The organism is Microcoleus sp. MON1_C1 (assembly GCF_036701945.1).
Lineage (GTDB): Bacteria > Cyanobacteriota > Cyanobacteriia > Cyanobacteriales > Microcoleaceae > Microcoleus.
The window spans coordinates 65547-84606 of the sequence record NZ_JAUBRO010000003.1 but is presented as its reverse complement, the minus strand read 5'-3'; the positions used below and the strand labels follow the sequence as shown (position 1 = coordinate 84606).

Annotated in this window: 12 protein-coding genes and 1 pseudogene; 10 read left to right on the top strand and 3 right to left on the bottom strand. The window is 45.7% G+C overall.

All coding sequences use genetic code 11. The annotated features are described in order from the left end of the window. Positions 1 to 380: 380 nt before the first annotated feature. From QUA62_RS29310 to nrdJ, 8 genes and pseudogenes are all read left to right on the top strand, one after another. Positions 381 to 893 (top strand): annotated as a pseudogene (locus QUA62_RS29310) (DUF6745 domain-containing protein); the annotation flags it as partial. Positions 894 to 1260: 367 nt separating this feature from the next. After that, positions 1261 to 2214 carry an ABC transporter ATP-binding protein gene (locus QUA62_RS02580; RefSeq protein ID WP_333402239.1) on the top strand — a complete coding sequence of 318 codons (954 nt, stop codon included), beginning with the start codon at positions 1261 to 1263 and terminating at the stop codon, positions 2212 to 2214. Between the two features lie 77 nt (positions 2215 to 2291). After that, a complete protein-coding gene (locus QUA62_RS02575) occupies positions 2292 to 3974 on the top strand; it encodes a hypothetical protein (RefSeq protein ID WP_333402238.1) in 1683 nt (560 codons plus the stop codon). A gap of 33 nt (positions 3975 to 4007) precedes the next feature. Next, entirely contained in the window at positions 4008 to 5687 is a 1680-nt protein-coding gene (locus tag QUA62_RS02570) for a hypothetical protein (RefSeq protein ID WP_333402237.1), read from the top strand. A 574-nt stretch (positions 5688 to 6261) separates the two neighbouring features. Then, the gene (locus QUA62_RS02565; RefSeq protein ID WP_333402236.1) at positions 6262 to 8424 is read left to right on the top strand and encodes a DUF4394 domain-containing protein; all 2163 of its coding nucleotides are present in this window, start codon (positions 6262 to 6264) and stop codon (positions 8422 to 8424) included. A gap of 163 nt (positions 8425 to 8587) precedes the next feature. Further along, positions 8588 to 8875 carry a hypothetical protein gene (locus QUA62_RS02560; protein WP_006630975.1) on the top strand — a complete coding sequence of 96 codons (288 nt, stop codon included), beginning with the start codon at positions 8588 to 8590 and terminating at the stop codon, positions 8873 to 8875. 208 nt (positions 8876 to 9083) lie between these two features. Beyond that, positions 9084 to 11549: an LAGLIDADG family homing endonuclease gene (locus QUA62_RS02555; RefSeq protein ID WP_333402235.1), complete on the top strand. Its 2466-nt coding sequence runs from the start codon at positions 9084 to 9086 to the stop codon at positions 11547 to 11549. A 244-nt stretch (positions 11550 to 11793) separates the two neighbouring features. Further along, complete coding sequence (gene nrdJ / locus QUA62_RS02550) at positions 11794 to 12861, top strand: ribonucleoside-triphosphate reductase, adenosylcobalamin-dependent (protein ID WP_333402234.1); 1068 nt, start codon at positions 11794 to 11796, stop codon at positions 12859 to 12861. 292 nt (positions 12862 to 13153) lie between these two features. On the opposite strand, the gene QUA62_RS02545 is transcribed toward nrdJ, so the two are convergent. Then, on the bottom strand, positions 13154 to 14440 hold the full coding sequence (locus QUA62_RS02545) for a Glu/Leu/Phe/Val dehydrogenase (RefSeq protein WP_333220279.1): 1287 nt from the start codon (positions 14438 to 14440) through the stop codon (positions 13154 to 13156). 408 nt (positions 14441 to 14848) lie between these two features. Between QUA62_RS02545 and QUA62_RS02540 the strand changes: the two genes are divergently transcribed. Further along, positions 14849 to 15460: a DUF4126 domain-containing protein gene (locus QUA62_RS02540; RefSeq protein ID WP_333402233.1), complete on the top strand. Its 612-nt coding sequence runs from the start codon at positions 14849 to 14851 to the stop codon at positions 15458 to 15460. A 197-nt stretch (positions 15461 to 15657) separates the two neighbouring features. Here QUA62_RS02540 and hemH read toward each other — a convergent pair whose 3' ends face one another. Continuing rightward, positions 15658 to 16821, bottom strand: coding sequence for a ferrochelatase (hemH, locus tag QUA62_RS02535; protein ID WP_190663261.1), 1164 nt, complete (start codon positions 16819 to 16821; stop codon positions 15658 to 15660). A 386-nt stretch (positions 16822 to 17207) separates the two neighbouring features. Here hemH and QUA62_RS02530 point away from each other — a divergent pair, with 386 nt between their 5' ends. Beyond that, positions 17208 to 17576: a class I SAM-dependent methyltransferase gene (locus QUA62_RS02530; protein WP_333402232.1), complete on the top strand. Its 369-nt coding sequence runs from the start codon at positions 17208 to 17210 to the stop codon at positions 17574 to 17576. Positions 17577 to 17881: 305 nt separating this feature from the next. Here QUA62_RS02530 and QUA62_RS02525 read toward each other — a convergent pair whose 3' ends face one another. Beyond that, the gene (locus QUA62_RS02525; protein ID WP_333402231.1) at positions 17882 to 19006 is read right to left on the bottom strand and encodes a hypothetical protein; all 1125 of its coding nucleotides are present in this window, start codon (positions 19004 to 19006) and stop codon (positions 17882 to 17884) included. Between the last annotated feature and the right edge of the window lie 54 nt (positions 19007 to 19060).

Sequence of the window (19060 nt, the reverse complement as noted above, 5' to 3'; positions counted from 1 at the left end):
ACTTGCCCAAAGGCGACCATTCACAAAACTGGTCAAACCAAGGGCATTGGAATAGATTGGGGAAAAAGCTACACTTGAAAAGGATGTCCCCATGGATTGTGAGAGAATTTGCAAGTCCGGGCGTGTGGGACTATGAGCTCGATTCCATGACGATCGAGCCCGAAGCAGACAGCACACTGAGTTCGCTAATGAGTGAATTGGTTGACAGCTATGAGCTATCGGAACAAACGATGGGGAATCTTTTTCCCAATAATTTGTTATCCCTTAAATCCCCTGAAACCCCCACGACTTTGTTTAAAGAAATCTATTTGACTCAATGGTATATCTCTTCATTAGGCGTCAATCTTTCCCAAAAGGCACAAGAAATACATCACTGCCAAAAGGTGCTTTTCGAGCATTGCGGTTTTATATTTCCCTTTGAAAAGTTTTGCGCGGTGTGCGATCGCCCGCGCCACCTGCGCTTTGACAGTGAAAACCGCTTGCACGCGGAAGGAGAACCTGCCATTGAGTTTGCGGACGGATGGAATTTTTACTATTATCACGGCGTCGAATTGCCTGAAGAATACGGCAAAGTCCACCCAAATCAATGGCAATCGCAATGGCTTTTAACAGAAGAGAATGCCGAAGTGAGGCGAGTGTTAATTCAAGAGATTGGTTACGTTCGCATTTGTCAAGAGTTGTCAGCAAAACAAATAGATAGTTGGCAGGAATATGCACTATTACAAATAGATGAAGCCGATGATTTCGAGCCGATTTGTTTGTTAAAAATGACTTGTCCAAGTACGGGATTCATTCACGCTTTGAGAGTGCCACCTTACCTGATATCAGCTAGGGAGGCAATTCGCTGGGTAAATTGGGATATCGATCCAGAGGAATTTTCCGTGCAGACTTAATCTATAACAACTCTCAATCATTCATGAAGATTTGTAGGGGTAGTGTCCCCGTGCCTACCCCGATGGGGGCAATTTACGCAGGGGCGATCGGAAACGCTTTTTTTTTGGGAATAGTTAGTTATAGCACCTAAAAGCGACAACAACCCGGTTTCTTTGGTGTTGATGCGTAATATCCTGTCCGGTAGATTAGCGATTTGTCATCGACCGGGGGCAGGTTTATGAGATTGTCGGTTTTCGGCAATTATTGTCGGTGAACCTGCCCCTACAAGACATGGCATCATGTAAAAACGGATCGGATCGATCGGACTTGATATAACTTCTGTTCATGCCAGGAATGCACCGATAAAACTTCATTCACCCTCCAAACATGGCAAAACAACTAGCAATAGAAACTCGCGGGCTGACGAAACAATTCGATCGCCATATAGCCGTCAATGACATCGATTTGCAAGTAGCAGCAGGCGAAGTATGCGGACTGATCGGCCCCAACGGTGCCGGCAAAACTACTTTGCTGCGAATGCTGGCGGCGGCTGAGGAACCGACTATAGGGGAAATTTACATCAACGGGGATAGGTTATTGCGCGATCGATCGCACCCAATTCTCAAACAGCGCATCGGCTTTCTTCCCGACGACTTTCCCCTCTACGACGACTTGACTGTTTGGGATTATTTAGACTATTTTGCCCGACTCTACAACCTCCAGCAACCGCGCCGCCGAGAGCGAATCAACTCCGTTTTAGAACTCGTGCAACTAACCAACAAGCGCAACAGCTTAATTTCTACCCTGTCGCGGGGGATGAAACAGCGCCTGAGTTTGGGGAGAACTATTATCCACGAACCGCTATTGTTGTTGTTAGACGAACCCGTTTCTGGCTTAGATCCGATCGCCCGAATGCAGTTCCGCGAAATTATCAAAGCTTTGCAAGAAGTCGGCATGACCGTAGTCATATCATCTCACGTCCTCAGCGACTTAGCCGAACTTTGTACCTGGGTCAGCATCATGGAACTCGGATATCTGGTCGAAAGCGCACCGTTACAAGAACTTTACAAACGCCTCAGCCGCCAGCAAATTTTCATGTCGGTTTTAGGAAATAAATTAGAAGCGCTAACATCGGCATTAAAAAACTTTCCTTGGGTGGAAAATTGGGCAATAATCCCGGAAACTCAACAGGTGTGCGTTGATTTTTCAGGAAGCCCGGAAGATGCCGCAAATTTATTACGCGAACTCGTCGCCGCCAACATTCCCCTAACCGAATTCCACTGCACTCAAGAAGACTTAGAAACCATCTTCCTCAAGATGGGACACCAGCAAGCATCCTAATTTGCTTTTTCCCCCGTTACCAAGATGAACCGTGAGTTATAACTAACTCATCACCCATTCCTCATAACCAATAACCAATGACACTCAACTTACTAGACAAAATAGGCAACTGGAATCCCCAGTTATTTCGAGAAATCAAAGGCCGCTTGAAGATTGGCAATATGGCGATCGCATCTGCCCTTTCCCTCTGCGGTCAACTGCTGCTGTTCATGTATTTCAGCGGCCAGATACCCGTTCCTCCTCCTAATGGGGAGTACACTTACCCCATCTATCGCACATTTTGCACTTTCAACGATCCCAATTCCTCTAAGCAAAAATGCGTCAGAGATGCCTTGGGCAACTTTGCCATTAACTGGCGAGAGTGGTGGCTAGAGATATTCATTTGGCTGAGCATATTGAGCGTGTTAGCTTTATTAGTAGCAGGGACTTATATGCTGGTCAGCGACTTAGACAAGGAGGAACGCCGCGGGACGCTCAACTTTATTCGCCTCAGTCCCCAGTCTGCCAAAACAATTTTTCTGGGCAAAATTCTTGGCGTACCAATTTTACTTTATTTAGCAACTATTCTGGCAGTACCCCTGCACCTGTACGCTGGATTAGCTGCTCAAATACCCCTGAATGAAATTTTATGTTTCTACACAGCGGTTGCAGCTAGCTGTGCTTTATTTTACAGCAGTGCGATGCTATTTGGATTGACAACCAGTTGGTTGGGAGGATTTCAACCTTGGTTGGCTAGCGCTACGGTTTTTGTGATGTTTTGGATTTCTGGTGCGCTCGACTTGACGCGCAGTGCTTGGGATTTGCTAACATTTTTGTCTCCCATTGCTATGCTGAGATATCTGCTTTTTTTTGGAGTTGGTGTTAATAAAATTCATGGTTTCGATTCGGTAAATTTTGAATACTTAGACCAGTGGCAATGGTTTTACTCGCCAGTGGGTACAAATACTGCGAGTGGCCTTGCTTTGTCTTTCTTGGTTTGTGGTACAGGAACGTACTGGATGTGGCAGGGATGGCAGCGCCGCTTTCCAAATCCCAGTGCTACAGTTTTGAGCAAGCGGCAAAGTTATTTGCTAGTTATCTGGTGTCAAACAATATTTTTAGGGTTTGCACTTCAATCAGATCCCGGAGCCTATAATTTCGGCTGTTTACTTATCTGGAATTTGGTGATGTTCTTAGCTTTAATTGCAGCTTTAACATCTGACAGACAATCATTGTACGATTGGGCGAGGTATCGGAAACAAATCGTTCCCAGCAATCAGAAGCTGTGGCGACGCTACCCACTACTCGATTTAATTTGGAGCGATAAAAGTCCGGCTGGAGTTGCGATCGCGATTAATTTCCTCAGCTCAGTAATAATTTTAACACCTTGGGCGCTGTTGGAAAAACCTGAGATAAACGGATTTTGTGGTGTAATTGGCTGTCTGAATCTCATCCTAATTTACGCAGCCATCACCCAACTATTCCTATTTACAAAAACCCGAAATCAGGAAATTTGGGCCGTCGGGACAGTCGGCAGCGCTATCTTGTTGCCACCTGTGATCTTATCTATGCTCTTGCTAACCCCAGAAAAAGCTCCTTTTTTGTGGTTGTCTTCAACATTTTTTATTGGGTTTTGGCCGTCTATGACAGCCGCGTCAGGAAATACGATTTTGCTATCCATACTCAGTCAGTGGACTGTCTTGGTGTTGTTGAATCTCAAATTGCGATCGCAACTCAAACTCGCAGGGGAATCTGCTTCTAAGGCACTACTGAAAGCTTGAATCTGTTAATCAATAACTAATCACGAATAACCAATGACACTCCACTTACTAGACAAAATAGGCAACTGGAATCCCCAGTTATTTCGAGAAATCAAAGGCCGCTTGAAGATTGGCAATATGGCGCTAGCCTCTGCCCTTTCCCTAAGCGGTCAACTGCTGCTGTTCATGTATTTCAGCGCCCAGATACCCGTTCCCCCTGCTAATGGCGAGTACACTTATCCCATATATCACAGATTTTGCTTAGACACTGCCGATTCCTCTAAGAGAAAGTGTGTCCGAGATGCCTTCGGCAACTTTGTCCTTAACTGGCGGGAGTTGTGGCTAGAGATATTCATTTGGCTGAGCATATTGAGCGTGTTAGCTTTATTAGTAGCAGGGACTTATATGCTGGTCAGCGACTTAGACAAGGAGGAACGCCGCGGGACACTCAACTTTATTCGCCTCAGTCCCCAGTCTGCCAAAACAATTTTTCTGGGCAAAATTCTTGGCGTACCAATTTTACTTTATTTAGCAATAATTCTGGCCGTACCCCTGCACCTGTACGCTGGATTAGCTGCTCAAATACCTCTGAATGAAATTTTATGTTTCTACACAGCGGTTGCAGCTAGCTGTGCTTTGTTTTACAGCAGTGCGATGCTATTTGGATTGACAACCAGTTGGTTGGGAGGATTTCAACCTTGGTTGGCTAGCGCTACGGCTTTTGTTGTGTTTGGGATTTCTTGGCTCCCGCTCACGCGAGCTGCTGGGGATGTGGTACATTTTTTGTCTCCCCTGGCTATCCTGAGATATCAGCTTTTTCTAGTTGATAAAACTGATTTCGATTCTTTAGTTGAAAATTTAGACAAGTTGCAATGGTTTTACTCGCCAGTGGGTACAAATATTGCGAGTGGCATTGCTTTGTCTCTCTTGGTTTGTGGTACAGGAACCTACTGGATGTGGCAGGGATGGCAGCGCCGCTTTCCAAATCCCAGTGCTACAGTTTTGAGCAAGCGGCAAAGTTATTTGCTAGTTATCTGCTGTCAGGTAATATTTTTAGGGTTTGCACTCCAATCAGATCCCCCAAACAACGGTAATCTCATCTGTTTACTTATCTTGAATTTGGTGATGTTCTTAGCTTTAATTGCAGCTTTAACATCTGACAGACAATCATTGTACGATTGGGCGAGGTATCGGAAACAAATCGTTCCCAGCAATCAGAAGCTGTGGCGACGCTACCCACTACTCGATTTAATTTGGAGCGATAAAAGTCCGGCTGTAGTTGCGATCGCGATCAATTTCCTCAGCTCAGTAATAATTTTAACACCTTGGGCGCTGTTGGAAAAACCTGATATCAACGGGTTTTGTGGTGTAATTGGCTGTCTGAATCTCATCCTAATTTACGCAGCCATCACCCAACTATTCCTATTTACAAAAACCCGAAATCAGGAAATTTGGGCCGTCGGGACAGTCGGCAGCGCTATCTTGTTGCTACCTGTGATCTTATCTATGCTCTACCTTACCCTAGAAAAAGCTCGTTTTTTGTGTCTTTTTTTGTTGTTGTCTTCAACATTTGGGATTGGGTTTGCGCCGTTTCTGGCAGCCCCGTCAGGAAATACGATTTTGCTCTTCCCCATACTGAGTCAGTGGAGTGTCTTGGTGTTGTTGAATTTCAAATTGCGCTCGCAACTGAGACTCGCAGGGCAATCAGCTTCTAAAGCACTGCTGAAAGCTTGAAAAAGCAGCGGAAGGGATCAAACATGAAACTCCGATTCAGGCAGGGATTTAAACCCCTGCCTGAAAGCTTAAGTCGTCAGAAAACGAGTGTTCCACTAACTTATTAGGTCAATTCTGCATTTATAATCCACTTTATATTGAGCGATGGTGGTCGCCCCTACACAGACAAAGCCCACCTTCGCAGGCTTTAAGATTAAAGTTGAAAAAAAATTCTGACTGTACAGATCCAAAATTATAGAGTCAGCGTATATTACTAATGAACGCAGTAAACAATTTCATAGGTTCGCACCGCTAAAAATTTCAGCTTGTCTGTTTGCAGTTGAGCTGCGATCGCCCTTGGCTACACACCCAACTATAAAATACGGCTAAGTGATCTGTACTTAGGAGTGAGTTTATTGGAATCGGGGGGCGGGTTTATATATCATTTTAGCTGCGTGTAATACTTTTATGGCAACCCACCCCTACAGCCGAAAATAAGAAAAACTATCCTAAAAGTGCGACTTTGTGATATTTTGACTGAGAATACCACCGCCGTTAGGCAACAGAAGTATCAAATTTAGAGGCTGATTAGAGCATGGCAGAAATTAGAGGCACCGCCCAAGCAGACTTGCTAGCAGGAACTCCAGAAAATGACCTAATTTTTGGTTTGATGGGGAATGACACCATTGCGGCAAACTCGGGTAATGACAGCATTTATGGAGGAAAACAAAGCGATTTAATTGAGGGCAATTTAGGTCAAGATTCGCTTTTTGGAGATTTAGAGAACGACACTATTAACGGCGGAGACGGTAACGATTTTTTAGTGGGCGGAAAAGGCAGCGATTCTATATCGGGAAACTCCGGGAATGATGTTTTGTCGGGCGATCGAGAGACTGATATCCTCATAGGCGGAGACGGGGCAGACGTATTTGTTTTGAGGCGCTATGCTGAGGCAGATCCTAGTCGTACCAGCGGCGGTGCTAATTTCGCAAATGCTGACGCGATCGCCGATTTTACAGCCGGTACAGATTTAATCGGTTTGGCGGGAGGTCTTAGTTTTAGCGACTTGAATATTCAGGAAGCTGGAAACGATACTGTTATTCAAGACCGGGTGACTGGAGAATTTCTCGCTACTCTCAGAGGGGTGAGACAAAGTTCGATTAACCAGGCAAGTTTCACTAATAATATTGGCAGCGTTGTTCCCAGCCCCCCGCCTGCTGCGCGGACAACGGCTTATGCTTTAACTCCTGCTAATCGGATTGTCGGTTTTAGTCTTTCCAATCCGGGAACTGTACTCTCAGATTTTCCCGTGACTGGATTGCAAGCGGGAGAAAGTTTGCTGGGAATTGATTATCGGCCGGCTAACGGTTTGCTTTACGGTGTGGGTTCTAGCAATCGCTTGTATACTGTCAATCCCATGACTGGGGAAGCAAGTCCAGTCGGTAACGGGGAGTTTGCTGTTCCCCTAACTCCGGGGGCTGCGGGTTTTGATTTCAATCCGACAGTCGATCGAATTCGGTTTGTCAATCAAGCCGATCAAAACGCCCGCCTCAACCCGGATACCGGCGCACTTGTGGATTTTGACACGCTGGCGGGGGGAATTCAACTCGACGGGAATTTGGCTTACCGGGAGGGCGATCGCAATTTTGGAAGTTCTCCGGCTGCTGCTGGGGCTGCGTATGTGAATAACTTTGCAGGAGGAACTTCGACAACGCTGTTTGTAATTGACAGCGATTTGGATGTTTTGGTGCGACAAGATCCGCCGAATAATGGAGTGTTGAATACGATCGGATCTTTGGGAGTTGATGCAACTAGCGTTCTCGGCTTTGATGTCAGGAGTATTGGCGGCCGCGAGGTAGCAGTGGCGGCGCTGGAAGTTGGTGGCATTTCCGGCTTGTACAATATCAATTTAAGTAGCGGTCAAGCTTCCTTTGTCGGTCAAATTGCCGACGGGAGACAGATTAACGGTTTGGCTTTGCCTTTGCCTACAGCTTACGCTTTAACTGTCAGAAATGGCGCTGAAACAATTGTCGGTTTTAACGAGGCGGCACCGCGGGCAATTCTCAGCGACGTGGCAGTTACGGGGTTGCAGCCGGGAGAAAGTTTGCTGGGAATTGATTTTCGCCCCGCTAACGGTGTGCTTTACGGTGTGGGTTCTAGCAATCGCTTGTACGCGATTAATCCCGTTACTGGGGCTGCAAGTCAAGTCGGTAGCGGGCAGTTTGCTGTTCCCCTAACTCCGGGGGCTGCGGGTTTTGATTTCAATCCGACAGTCGATCGAATTCGGTTTGTCAATCAAGCCGGTCAAAACGCCCGCCTCAACCCTGATACTGGGGCACTTGTGGATTTTGACACGCTGACGGGGGGAATTCAACTCGACGGGAATTTGGCTTATGCTGCGGGCGATCGCAATTCTGGCAATCCCGGCGCGGCTGTTGGGGCTGCGTATGTGAATAACTTTGCGGGGGCAACTTCGACGACGCTATTTGCAATTGACACCAATTTAGACGTTTTGGTGCGGCAAGATCCGCCGAATAATGGGGTGTTGAATACGATCGGATCTTTGGGAATTGATGCTGGTACCGTTCTCGGCTTTGATGTCAGGAGTTTTGGCGGTAACGAGACGGCTTTGGCTGCGATCGAGGTTGGCGGAGTTTCCAGCCTGTACAATATCAATTTGACGACCGGTCAAGCTTCGATCGTCGGTCAAATTGGTGACGGGCGAGGGATTAAAGGCTTAGCACTGACTTTGATTTAACTGCTAGATTCCCAGCGATTTTAGGCATCAATTATGTACTTTTTAGGTAGAAAGTTGAAAAAAACTCAACTTTTCTACTATCTCAAATTGTCAGTCTAAAATCGTTTGGGCAATTCCCAATTCCCAATTTGAGGTAACATATTATTTTGACAACCAAGATAAGATGTTATCTCAAGTTTTTTACTTGCTACGTTCCCGCAGTGACGGCAAATATCTGTCCGCGAATCCCAATCCAGATGCGGCAGTGAGTTACCTGCTGATGTTTCGCGAAGACTATGACGCTTTGAGCTATCTCAACGCCCACGCTGCTGATGTTGCCGATCGATTCGGAGTAGAATCGATTTCCGGTTCTCAGGTAAAAAAGCTACTCGAACGTTGGGGATTTAACGGTGTGGGGGTTGTTCAAGACCCGCTGTTACCCAATATTGAGTTTTTATTGACAAAGGATTGACAATTGACAAGATTTGCTATTCACCCGGTTTCAGGAAGAAATCGGGTTTTTTTGTCAAGTTTTGAGGATCTCGCCCGATCGAGCTTGTACACTTCTATGCCCCATATCTAGTGCAAATTGTCAAATATATTAACCTTTTACCCTAAATCTGAATCCTGTTGTATATTCGTAGTCTGTTGATATATTCCGACACGTCAGTACACAACCTATGGTTCGAGAATTAGAGCGATCGAGTGCCCGCGAGAAACGCAACCTGTCCGATTTCCCCGAAACAGCACCCGCAGCCAATCCAGTATTTTTTAGGACTTACAGCCGCCGTACCGAGACGGGAAGGGAGACTTGGGAGGAAGTGTGCGATCGAACAGTCAAGGGGCTGCAAAAGCTGGGAAACCTCACCTCCGAAGAAACACAACTGCTGCACCGGATGCAAAACCAGCTCAAAACCCTCGCTTCAGGCCGCTGGCTGTGGGTAGGTGGCAGCAAATGGATCGAGCAACCAGAGAATTTTTCCGGTGCATATAATTGTTCCTCAACAAATATTCTCGACTGGCGTTCCTTTGGTTTGTTGATGGATTTGGCAATGATGGGCTGCGGCACTGGGGCCGTCTTGGAACCACAATATATCAATCAACTGCCGCCGATCCGCAACCGTCTAACCCTAACCATGCAAGGCGAAATCGGCTCTACACCCGCCCAGTCGCGCCGTGAAGAAACAGAAGTAAAAATAGCAGAAAAAACTGCAACTATTTATGTCGGAGATTCTCGCCAAGGTTGGGTAAACTCCTATCAAACTTTGCTGGAGTTATCCACAGATGAAAGATTTGCAGGAGAAGTTCAAGTATTCATCGATTTGAGCGACGTTCGCCCGGTGGGAGAACCTTTAAAAGGTTTTGGCGGAGTAGCAAATCCGGTGAAATTGCCCGACCTTTATCAGCGCTGCGCCGCTATTTTGAATAAAGCTGTAGGGCGGCAATTAAATTCAGTTGAATGCTGCATTTTGATTGATGAAGCTGCGGTGACAATTGTTGCTGGAAATATTCGCCGCTGTTTGCCTGAAGATGCCCTAGTTCATACTTCTAAAGGACTCGTTCCCATTTGCGACGTGCAAGTGGGTGACTTAGTGCAGACTCCTCTAGGATTCAGGCGAGTGGTTGATAAATTCGACCAAGGATTTCAAGATGTCTACGAAATAGAAACTAATGGCACTTATCCTAGAGCAACTTTAAACCACTCTCAAGCAGTGCTGGCAGATGCTAGAGGCACAATTGTGTGGAAATCAGTTGCTAATTTAGCTGAGGGCGATCGCCTCCTGCACAACACACAAGTTTTACCTGGGACAATTACCCATTTGCCTGCTGACTTTACAATGTCTCGGCCCTCAAAAAGCCGAACAGCTAAGGCGTTTGTAATTCCTGAACTGACAAGTGAAGTTGCTTGGCTGATTGGGTTTACTCACGGTGATGGCTATGTAGCTATTGGTCGCAATAAATACGGTAAACCCTATGGCCGTGTTGAATGGGCAATGAACGCCTTAGATACAGAACTGACACCTAAAATTCAAGCTAAAATCAATGCTGGTTTAGCTTTGTTTGGCTTGACTGCTACTCATGGCAACATCAAGGGTGAAAATACCGCTAAATCCATCTGTTCATCTATACGATTAGCTGAATACTTCCATCGCTACATCAAGCAGCCAAATCTTCCCTTAGCAATTCCTAGTTTTATTTTGCAGGGTTCAGTAGATATCCGAGCAGCTTATCTAGCTGGATTAATGGACAGTGACGGCTCTATTAAGAACCGACCACCTCATCTAGTGACCTCAGTATATCGGTCATTTGTGAGACAAATAAGTGCAGTTTTATCCAGCTTGGGTATTGCTGGCAGAATTATCACCAATTATCCCCAGCAACAAGGATGGCAAATTAAGTACAGCATCACGATTCCAGCATTTAAACAGCGTTATAACGCTTTGATTTCACCTTACTCTGTTAAGGGACAACTGCGTCAAGGGCTGAAAATGTATGGTTTTACCGTTCCCGGTGTGATAATGCGAGAAGCTTACACATACAGCGAGATGCGAGAAATGGGGTTCCAAGGTTCCCGCACCGTTGATGCTAATTATGAACGCTATATCGTTGAGACTGATATCTCATTAGATATTCCAGTCACAGTCAAAGGAATAGGCAGTTACGATCATGTCAAAACCTACGATATTGAAGTTGAAGAAGCTCATTGTTTCTACTGCGATGGTTATCTGACGCATAACAGTGCCGGAATGAGGCAATTCTTTGCGGATGACGAACTGGCCGCAAATGCTAAAAACAATCTGTGGCAACAAGATGAAAGCGGAAACTGGAGAATAGATCCAGAACGCGATGCCCTTCGGATGGCCAACCATACGCGAGTTTTCCATACCAAACCTACACTAGAAGAATGTATTGATGCTGTCCGCAAACAGTATTACAGCGGCGAAGGTGCGATTCAATGGGCTGGCGAAGCTGTAGCTAGATCTAACGTTGATTTACTTTCAACACCAAGTCTTAAACTTGAGTTTTTGAAAGCTTACGACGAAGGAAAAGCTAAAGAGTGGTTGCAGGAACGCCATCCTAATATGACTGCTGGCGAGTTAGAGCATCGGTTAGTCCGCGTGGGCTTAAACCCGTGTGGTAAGTAATTTTGCCTCACGTTAAAAACCTCGCAAAATCGGAGAAGACTGAGATGTTAACTCCGAGGTAAGTAAGGGAATTAAAAATCCTTTACCACCGTAGAGCGTACCGGGTGAACCTTCTTTTTTGAAGAACATAATCCTGGCAAGAGTGCGGGGCATTTACAACTAAAGTAGATGAAAAAGTACGCCGATCTACAGGGAAAATTGAATCTGTAGAACTAAAGGATAAAAAGCCTTTAGGGTAACACAAATGGAAATCATCGGCTCTAATTTCCACTGTAATTTGGCAGAGGTTCACCTCAATCAAATTGACCCTTACAACTTCAAAGAACAGGAGGAAGCTTTCAGGGCTGCGGCTCTATCTGTCGCGGTACTTCTCAACCACAAATTTATTGAACCCCGCTATCAATACAGCCGCGAACTAGACCCGATTGTCGGCGTATCTTTCACGGGATTGTTCGATTTCTTTGTTCATGCTTTTGGCGTTGAGTGGCTGCGCTGGTGGGTGGAAGGCCGCCCGCAAACTCCGCAAGGAATCGCTTTTAAACAGCGGGAAGAAGAGTATTTGACTGGTTGGCGCGAGATTGTGAATCGGGTAGTTTGGGATTATTGCGATCGCCATTCCTTAAAACGCCCAAATCGCTGCACAACCGTTCAACCATCGGGTACTAAATCTCTGCTGACAGGTGCTTCGCCTGGGTGGCATCCGCCGAAAGCCCAGCGTTTCATTCGCCGAATCACTTTCGGCAAAAACGACCCCGTAGCCCTCGCCTGCATCGACTACGGATACAACGTGATTCCGTCTCAATCTGACAAAGATGAAAACGGCAATTTGCTGAACAATCCCTTCGATGAACGCTGCACGGAATGGCTGGTAGAAATACCCGTTGCCGTAAGTTGGGCTGATTTACCCGGTGCTGATGAAATTGACATTAACAAATTCTCAGCGGCGGCACAAATGGACTTTTATATGCAGGTGCAAAAGTTCTATGTCAGACATAATACTTCGGCCACGATTGAACTTCGCGAAAATGAAGTTGAAAGTTTTGGTAAGCGGATTTATGAAGCGATTCGCGATGATGAAGGCTACATTTCCGCAGCGCTTTTGGCTCGGTTTGATGCTCTTGAAACTTTCCCGCGTTTGCCCTTTGAACCGATAAATAAGGAAACTTACACCAAGATGGTGGAAGAGACTTTAGCGCGCCGCGAAATTGATGTTTTTCACGCGGCACTAAGTCGCTATGACTTGGGTGAAATGATGGATTCGGGACCGGCGGGTTGCGATTCTGATAAGTGTTTGATGCCGGAGACTAAATAGATTTAGCGATCGGCTTAAGTATGAGAAATCCCCTGACTTTGGGGATTTCTTTTTTTTGAGTTGCACAAAAATGCACGGCCAAGAAGTCGGGGCTCTAATACCCGGATGACCTACTTATTTGAAAATATCTTTCCGCTTCTGCAACAGCAAAGTTGCGGTAAAATAAACTGCTGCGTGCAAACCTAAAATTCCCCAATTCAAAGCCAAGTTTTGCCAAGTCGGTTCCTAGACTGCGCTCTTCTCGAATAACTGCGGTAAGATTGTGCGATCGGGCAATCTTACCGCACTCTTGTCAACCGTTTATGTAATAATCCCGCGTTCCCTTCGCATTCATCGCTTCTCCTAGTCGATTTAACCCGTACACGTAAGCAGCAGTTCTCATGGAAACTGACAATTCCTGAGATTTTTTCCAAATTGCCTCAGTTTCTTCGACCATTTTATGCTTCAACCGCTGGTTGACTTCTTCCAGCGTCCAATAAAGCCCGCTGCGATTTTGCACCCACTCAAAATAACTAACCGTTACACCTCCGGCATTGACTAAAATATCAGGGATTACTTGAATTCCCCTCGCTTCTAAAACCAAATCAGCAGCAGAATCAATCGGCCCGTTAGCTACTTCAAAAATAAACTTAGCCTTAACATCATTAACATTCGCTTCAGTTATTTGATTTTCCAAAGCTGCTGGCACCAGCACGTCTACATCTAATGCTAAAAGTTGCTCATTTGTCAATATTTCGTGTTCGATAATATTGCAAACAGAACCTTCACAGTAAAGAGCTTTGATACCTTTGTTAGAGTTTTTAAAGCCTCGAATACTCGGGATATCCAGACCTTGTTTAGCATAAATTCCCCCTTGGGAATCGCTGACAGCAACAACTTTGTAACCTGCTTCCCACAGAAGTTCTGCTATTTCTGCACCCGCATTACCAAAACCTTGTACTGCTACAGTTGTATCTTGAGGATTTAGATCGAATTTGGGTAGAAGAGTTTGTACTACAAAAAAAGCACCCATTGCTGTAGCCGTATCTCGGCCCAAACTACCACCAATTGTCACTGGTTTACCAGTCACCACCGCTGGAGAAAGCTGCCGCTTAATAATATTGTATTGATCCATCATCCAACCCATAATCATGGGGTTGGTGTACACATCCGGCGCGGGAATATCGACATCCGGGCCGATGAAATCTGCGATCGCATCGACATAGCCTCGGCTCAACCGTTCCAATTCCAGTTTAGACAATTCCTTGGGATTGAGAGTAATTCCGCCCTTGGCTCCTCCAAAAGGCAAGTTCAAAACTGCACATTTAAAAGTCATCCAAAATGCTAAGGATTGCACTTCATCAAGGGATACTCCTGGATGATAGCGCACTCCTCCTTTAGACGGGCCTCTGGTATTGTCGTAGCGCACGCGATAACCTTGAAAAATTCGCAGGGAACCGTCGTCCATCCGCACGGGAATCGATACAATTAAACTGGATTTGGGGTGTTTCAGCCGTTCAATAGTATCCTCGGAAAGGGACACATATTTTAAGGCTCGTTCTAATCGGCGACTGGCATCGGCAAATAATGAATCAGACATAATAGGAAGGAAGAAGGAAAGCACGACATGGATTTTGACACGGATACACGGATTAATTATTTAGTGTCCGTCAGATTTTGAAGGAAGAGGGAAGAAGGAAGAATAGCTGACATCTTAATTTTAAGTATCTCGGCTGAGCTACTGGTTTTCCTATACATTTTAATTAAATCACAATCCAGGTTGAATTCTGTCAACTGTCAACGGTCAACTGTCCACAAACTGCCTTGTGTCGATCGACAATCTCGCCGTGCCAAGCAGCGATTAAGCAGATACACTTACAATAGAAGGTGATATTTAACCTCAAGCCGCAATTTGAGTTCGCTCGCTCAAATCACAGCCAGCCATCAGGGGAATTAAATTCTGAAATACATCGAGGCTTTAGCTGACGTTAGAAACTGAATTATTATTATGGTTGGACTCCTAGCCGCACTCTCAGCGTCTGCGGCAGGGGGTATGAGAATTGCCCTGCCCCTGCTGTTAATTGGTTTGTTGCGGATTGACAAACTTTGGTCGGAAATACCTTTATTGTCGGGGGTTCCCCCCCAGGTGGCTATCACCATCTTGGTGAGTTGGTCGCTGTTAGAGTTATTTGCTTCTAAAACTTTTGTGGGACAGCGGGTACTGCAAATTGTGCAAATTATTTTCAGCCCCGTTGTAGGAGCAATTATGGGAATTGCGATCGCTCAGGTAAGTTCGATCGATGAAATTATTGCTCACCCTTGGATGCTGTGGATAATTGGTATTGTCGGAGGTTTGTTGGCTTTAGTGCTGCAACTGGTACAAGCAGGATGGTTTTATCGGCTGCGGGGTTTGCCGATTTGGGTGATTTTCCTCCAAGATGTTCTGTCCATTTCCTTGGTTTTGTTTGCCTTTGACGCACCACGGCAGGGAGGGTTAGTTGCGATGATGCTCCTGTGGCTGGCAATTCGCAGTTCTAAAGAGTGGTATCGCTGGTACAGAAGTCAGGGAATACCAGGCGAGAGGGGAAATCCCCGCCACCGCAAGCGCGATCCTGATTAGTTACTGGTAATTAGTTATGGGTTATTAGTCATATTGTTTGCGGTTGTTTCGGAATGATTTAACCGCAGAGACCGCAGAGGGCGCTAAGGAAGAGAAGAGACAGATGAATAATTCCGATACCAACGGATTTTATATCATTAGTCATTTGTAACCACAGTCAACAGTCAACAGTCAACTGTCAACTGTCAACTGTCAATTTAAAGCAATCCGATCGAGTGTAGCGGGCCTTGACCCGTAATTAACTCCAGCAATAGTGCCACAAAACCAATCATCGCCACACGACCGTTCCAGACTTCCGCCCCCGTGGTCAAACCCCACTCCCACTGCTCTTGAGGGTACATTTTCACTGTCTTGGAAGGGCGTATAACATCCGAGAATTTAACGCTGGGAGATTCGATCGACTCGATGACTAAATCGGCCAAAGCTTCAATAAACACCGGATGAGTATTCAGGGCGGGCACTCGGTAGAAATTTTTAATCCCCGATTCTTCTGCTAATTCTCGATACTCCATGTCAATTTCTTGCAGAGTCTCGATGTGTTCGGAAACAAAACTAATCGGAACTACCAACAAATCTTGGACTCCATTTTCTGCCAATTCGGTAATCGCGTCTTCGGTGTAAGGCTTGAGCCATTCCACCGGGCCAACCCGACTTTGATAAGCTAGAGTGTGTTCGTTCGATCGGTTCAAATGTTCCATAATCAAACGAGTGCAATCTTCAATCTCGCGCTGATAGGGGTCTCCAGCCTCTTCTACGTAGCTGAGGGGGACGCCGTGGGCGCTGAAAAAGATGTGCACTCGATCGGGATTCGGATTGTGGTCTAGTTCTTGGGCTATCAGTTCCGACATTGCCTGAATGTAGCCTGGCCGCTTATACCAAGAAGGAATCGCGGTATATTCGATATCCTTGAGGGCAGGATCTTTGCCCCACATTTCTTCTAGCTGCCGGAAGCTAGAACCGCTGGTGCTGATGGAAAATTGAGGATACAGCGGCAAGATTGTCAAATGTTCGATGCGATCGCGCTTAATTTTGGCGATTGCCTCTTCGGTAAAAGGATGCCAGTAGCGCATCCCCACGTATACTCGAGCATCTTGTCCCTTGGACTGCAATCGTTCTTGCAGCGAAGCGGCTTGTTCTTCGGTAATCCGCCGCAAAGGAGAGCCGCCCCCGATTTGGCGGTAGTTTTCCTGGGATTTTTGAAAGCGCAGGGTCGAAATCAACCAGGCGAGCGGTTTTTGCATCCACGGAAACGGGATGCGAATGATTTCCGGGTCAGCAAACAAGTTGAACAGGAAAGGACGGACATCCTCGATTTGATCTGGCCCGCCCAAGTTTAATAGCAATACTCCCACACGACCCATAGCGGTTACAGCTCTCCCAATATCTCAGTTCTGTTACTTATCTTTATCATATAACTTAATAATATCTTAAGTCGATAGCAAGGTATACATAATTTTGACTGTGGGAACAATTTTTAGAGATTTAAGTTATCGGTATCAGTGACTGTACGATGCGATCGCGCGTCTGGCTGCTTTGAGCGTAGGCGGCAATGCTCGTTTGAGTCAACTAGCCTGGGAAAATTTGACCGTCAGCGCGGAAACTAAAGTTTTACACCGTTGCTGCGGTAGCGATCAAACTAGGCAATTTCTGGTGCAATATTTCCAGGATGTCACAGGACTTGACGCTTCGCCATTATCTCTGCAATAGGCAACGAAAAATGTACCATCAGCCAATTATGTAGAAGCTTTTGCTGAGTCGATGCCTTTGGCGGATTGTCAGTTTGACAGAAGTGTACAGCAGCGTTGCGATGCACGAAATGGAACGGGCGCAATTGCGACAAATCTTTCAAGAAGTTTACCGCGCGATCGAGCCAGGTGGTCTATTCATTTTGGTAGATTTTCACTCGCCTACCAATCCGGTATTTTTGCCCGGATTGGCTGTATTTTTGTGGTTGTTTGAGACTGAAACTGCTTGGAAGTCGAGCGAAACTGACTTGGGGAGTGGGTTGGCAGAAGTGGGATTGCGATCGTACAATTCCGAAGTAACTCAACAACCCAAATTTTATGCTGGCGGCAGCATTCCAGTAATCCAAGTTCAAAAGTCATTAGTCATATAAATTCCGGTTGCACCGGAATGATGTTGACTGTTGACTGTTGACTGTTGACTGCTGACTGTTGACTGTGAATCGAACAACTGAAAATTGCGCCGAGATAGGTAACGACTTGTAAAAATTATTCATTAATTGCCCTCGAATTTATTATTCCGATGCAGCCGGAAACGATATCAAAAGTCATTAGTAGACTTGAATGGCAAAAGTCGCCAACTATCTGGAAAAGCATCTGCGTTTACCTGCGTTTATCTGCGGTTTCCCTATCAATAAAAAAAATTGCAATAAGTCTACTAATGACTCATGACTCATAACTAAACAAACTTTTTCGCTTCTGCCAAAGCCGCCTCAAACTTGAGCAATACATCCTTTTCTGTGTGAAGAGCTTTCTCTTGTTCCAGCAGCGGACGGCCAAAGCGAAAAATGCCGTCTTGTTCTACGTGGTCTACATAAGGCAACGTTTCTGGATGTGGCAAAAATTTTCTGCCGATTGTGTACGGCGTGTGGAAAGAAAAACTAAAATCGGGAAACTTGTCGCTCTTGATTTCCAGGTAGTAAAGCGAGTAATAATCTTTGGTTTCGGAGTACACACATTCGCGACACTTATTTACAACTTTGCGGTTCTGATAGAAAAAGTCCCACTTGTCCCAATAGTAGCCATCTTTCATCATTTCCTGGTGGTCGTCGCACAGTTCGAGATATAATTTGTCAGAATCCGCCGGACGGTAGAAGTAAAGCATGGCGTAAGGCATTTCAATCAGTAACTTGACTGCTTGATTTTTTCGCTGGTACCATTCCTGCTGGTGAGTTTCGTAGATTTCCTTATATTTATTAATTGCTTTAAAGCTGTTGAGCTGATTTTCTTTTGCCCACCGCGACGCCCACACTGTCCAGTAAGCTAGCTGGAAGGTTGCTGAAATTTCCGCCGAACCTTGTTCTTTCCAGTCGGCAATGATTTTTTCCCACTCGGAACTAAAAGCTACTCGCGATTCTTCGTTTTCTTCAGGTTTTTCTGTATTGATTGGGGGGGGTATTTGGCGATTATTTTTAATCAGCCCTTTGGGTTCTTTGCGCCAATTATTAATATCGGTTGGCGTTAGACTTAAGATGAATCTTCTGTCGTGAACGGGATATTCTAAATGGATTCCTGATTTGCGGAAAGAGCGGTATTCTAGAACAGGGAGTTTGTCTTGTTCAATCCACTGCTGGCGTTCTGCTGGCGAACACTTGAGCATTGCTTCTAATTCAGCAGGATCGACAGCTAATTCACTTTTGAATGTCTCCCAAAATCTTTCTTGTTCGGCTGGATTTGCTTCCAGCAGGGATACAATTTGGTTGACGAGGTGATCGGTTTTGTCTTGGCAATTGTCGGGAAGTCCTAAGAAGTCGAGGAGTTTGGTCTTGAGTATGCGTCTGGCTGAGATTAGCTCGGCTAACATGAGAAGCTCCAGTAGAGTCATGACTTGCGCCCTTGAATTGGCAAGATTTGCACA

Bases quoted from the DNA above. Each gene is read 5' to 3' on its own strand.
- QUA62_RS02580 (WP_333402239.1), top strand. From the start codon at position 1,261: ATGGCAAAACAACTAGCAATAGAAACTCGCGGGCTGACGAAACAATTC.
- QUA62_RS02575 (WP_333402238.1), top strand. From the start codon at position 2,292: ATGACACTCAACTTACTAGACAAAATAGGCAACTGGAATCCCCAGTTA.
- QUA62_RS02570 (WP_333402237.1), top strand. From the start codon at position 4,008: ATGACACTCCACTTACTAGACAAAATAGGCAACTGGAATCCCCAGTTA.
- QUA62_RS02565 (WP_333402236.1), top strand. From the start codon at position 6,262: ATGGCAGAAATTAGAGGCACCGCCCAAGCAGACTTGCTAGCAGGAACT.
- QUA62_RS02560 (WP_006630975.1), top strand. From the start codon at position 8,588: ATGTTATCTCAAGTTTTTTACTTGCTACGTTCCCGCAGTGACGGCAAA.
- QUA62_RS02555 (WP_333402235.1), top strand. From the start codon at position 9,084: ATGGTTCGAGAATTAGAGCGATCGAGTGCCCGCGAGAAACGCAACCTG.
- nrdJ (WP_333402234.1), top strand. From the start codon at position 11,794: ATGGAAATCATCGGCTCTAATTTCCACTGTAATTTGGCAGAGGTTCAC.
- QUA62_RS02545 (WP_333220279.1), bottom strand. From the start codon at position 14,440: ATGTCTGATTCATTATTTGCCGATGCCAGTCGCCGATTAGAACGAGCC.
- QUA62_RS02540 (WP_333402233.1), top strand. From the start codon at position 14,849: ATGGTTGGACTCCTAGCCGCACTCTCAGCGTCTGCGGCAGGGGGTATG.
- hemH (WP_190663261.1), bottom strand. From the start codon at position 16,821: ATGGGTCGTGTGGGAGTATTGCTATTAAACTTGGGCGGGCCAGATCAA.
- QUA62_RS02525 (WP_333402231.1), bottom strand. From the start codon at position 19,006: ATGTTAGCCGAGCTAATCTCAGCCAGACGCATACTCAAGACCAAACTC.